Source organism: Luedemannella flava, from assembly GCF_039528515.1.
GTDB lineage: Bacteria > Actinomycetota > Actinomycetes > Mycobacteriales > Micromonosporaceae > Luedemannella > Luedemannella flava.
In genome coordinates, this window is sequence record NZ_BAAALT010000189.1 from 20,978 (window position 1) to 23,535 (window position 2,558).

Below are 2,558 nucleotides of genomic sequence, written 5' to 3' on the forward strand. Positions count from 1 at the left end.
CTGGCCACCGGCGAGCCGGCCTGGTCGGTCCCCGGCGCGGGCCAGTTCGTCGCCGCGAACGCCGCCGGCGTGTACGTCATCACCGACGACCGGGTGGTCGCCCGGCTCGACCCGGCCACCGGCGCCCGCGCCGCCGTGGGCTGCGCCGTCGGCCCGAGCGACAGGCCCTGGCGGATCGGCCGGGCGTACGCGACGGACGACGGCGGCTTCCTCGCCGTCGAGCGGCTCACCGGCAAGCCGGAGACGACCGGCGACAACGGCTACTACTGGAGCCTGCGACCGGTGGCGCTGGTCCAGCTCTACCCGCCGTCGGCGCTGCCCGCCTGGTCGAGCCGGTACGGCGGCTGCTCCCGGAATCCGTAGCCGGCCTCCGTCATGATGGGTGGCGTGGACGCGAACCCCGTACTGGCTCAGGTCATCCTCTGCGACGCGGCGGTCGCCGACCCGTCCGGGAAGGTCCACATGCTGGGTGCCGGCTGGTCGGTGACCGGGACCCCGACGAGCCCGCAGGCGGTCGCCGTGCTGCTCAAGGTCCCCTGGGACCGGGCGAACATGCCGCTGCCGCTCACGATCCAGCTGTTCAACCAGGACGGCCGGGCGGTGCTCGTGACCGAGCCGCACGGCGACGTGGTGCCCGTCCGGGGCGACGGCGTCATCGAGGTCGGCCGGCCCGCCGGCCTGGCGCTGGGCAGCATGCTCGACGCGGCCTGGGTCCTCAACGTCGGGCCCCTGCCGCTGGCACCGGGCCGCTACGAGTGGCGGCTGACGTTCGCGGACCTGGACGTGCCGGCCCCGTTCACCGTCCGGGCCTAGCCGGTCACGAGGTCAGCGCGGTCCGCGCGGCGGCGAGGAAGGTGTCGTTCTCCTCGGGCGTGCCGATGGTGACCCGCACGCCCTCCGGGTGGAACGCGCGCACGATCACCCCCGCGTCCGCGCACGCCTGGGCGAACGCGGCCGTCCGCTCGCCCAGCGGCAGCCACACGAAGTTGGCCTGGCTCGGCGGCACGTCCACCCCGTCCGGCAGCAGCTTGCCCAGCGCCTCGGCGACCCGGGCCCGCTCGGACACCACGAGCGCCGCCCGCCGGCGCATCTCGTCGTCGGCGGCCAGCGCGGCCAACCCGGCGGCCTGCGCGACCCCGGACGACGAGAACGGCGTCACGACCTTGCGCACCGCGGCCGCCACCTCGGGCGCCGCGACCAGGTAGCCCAGCCGCAGCCCGGCGAGCCCCCACGCCTTGGAGAAGGTCCGCATGACCACGACGTTGGGCCGGTCGCCGTAGGTGGCCACCCCGTCCGGCACGGCCGGGTCGTCCACGAACTCCCGGTACGCCTCGTCGAGGACGACCAGCACGTCCGGCCCGACCGCGTCGAGGAACCGGTCGAGGGCGTCGCGCGTCAGGGCGGTCCCCGTCGGGTTGTTGGGATTACAGACAAAGATCATCCGGGTACGGGCGGAAACGGCGGCCGCCATCGCGTCCAGGTCGTGCCCGTGACCGGCGTCGTTGGGCACCCGCACGGCGGTCGCCCCGGCCACCGCCGTGAGGATCGGGTACGCCTCGAACGAGCGCCACGAGAACAGGATCTCGTCGCCGTCCTTGCAGGTCACCTTGGCGAGGTGCTCGGCGAGCGCCACCGACCCGCAGCCTGTCGCGATGCGGTCGACGTCGACGCCGAGCCGGGCGGCCAGCGTCTCGCGCAGCGCCACCACGCCCATGTCGGGGTAGCGGTTGCTGCCCGTGACCGCCTCCGTGACCGCCTCGACGACGCCGGGCAGCGGCCCGAACGGCACCTCGTTGGAGGCCAGCTTGATGGCCCCGGGCACGGACCTGCCGGGCACGTACGCGGGGAGCGCGTCGAGATCCGCGCGGGTCAGTCGGCTCATGTCCTGTCTCCCTCAGCCGGGGTGCCCAGCTCCTGCACCACCACGGTGAGCGCGTACTTGTCGTGGATCGCCTGGCGCAGCGGCCGGTCGATGGCCACGAACAGGCTGTCGATGAACTGGATGACGACCCCGATGAAGCAGCAGTACCAGAGCATCGTGGGCAGTGCCATCGGGAACCAGCGCCGCCACGAGCGGTAGAAGCCCATCGGCTCGGTGCTCTCCAGCCGCATGACCCGCAGCTTCATGAGCCGCTTGCCGACCGTGCGGCCGCTGCCGGCCACGAACGGCACCTCGTACGCGAACCAGACCGCCAGCCCGACGAACAATATGGTGAACTGCAGGGCGTCCATGCGGCCCGTCGAGAGGGACGCGACGTCGATCGTCTCGCCGGCCCGCTGCGCCCGGATGATCTCCTGCATCATGGGCCACGCGTCGACGAAGTACAGGTAGACGAAGTATCCGTTGGCGATGACGTTGAGGCCCAGCACGATGGCGATGTCGATGAGGCGGGCGACCAGTCGCGCCCCGGCGCTGGCCAGCGGCAGCCCGTGGATGTCCGGCGGCGGCATCCGCAGCGACCGCGGGAACGGGAACGGGTAACCCGCGGGCCAGCCCGGCGGGGGCGTCAGCGTGGCCGTAGCGGCCCGCGGCGGCCACGGCACCTGGGCGGGCGAGG

The 2,558-nt window shown here is 73.5% G+C and carries 3 protein-coding genes and 1 pseudogene; 2 read left to right on the forward strand and 2 right to left on the reverse strand.

Features of this window, described 5'->3' with window-relative positions:
* Both ABD211_RS25105 and ABD211_RS25110 read left to right on the forward strand, forming a co-directional pair.
* Window positions 1-363 (forward strand): annotated as a pseudogene (locus ABD211_RS25105) (hypothetical protein); the annotation flags it as partial.
* A gap of 24 nt (window positions 364-387) precedes the next feature.
* Window positions 388-813: a DUF6941 family protein gene (locus ABD211_RS25110; RefSeq protein WP_344136797.1), complete on the forward strand. Its 426-nt coding sequence runs from the start codon at window positions 388-390 to the stop codon at window positions 811-813.
* Between the two features lie 4 nt (window positions 814-817).
* Here ABD211_RS25110 and hisC read toward each other — a convergent pair whose 3' ends face one another.
* Together hisC and ABD211_RS25120 are read right to left on the reverse strand one after the other, a co-directional pair.
* Window positions 818-1,882: a histidinol-phosphate transaminase gene (gene hisC, locus ABD211_RS25115; protein WP_344136800.1), complete on the reverse strand. Its 1,065-nt coding sequence runs from the start codon at window positions 1,880-1,882 to the stop codon at window positions 818-820.
* The coding region (locus ABD211_RS25120) for an RDD family protein (protein ID WP_344136803.1) at window positions 1,879-2,558 on the reverse strand (680 nt) is incomplete at its 5' end. The genes ABD211_RS25120 and hisC, both read right to left, overlap by 4 nt.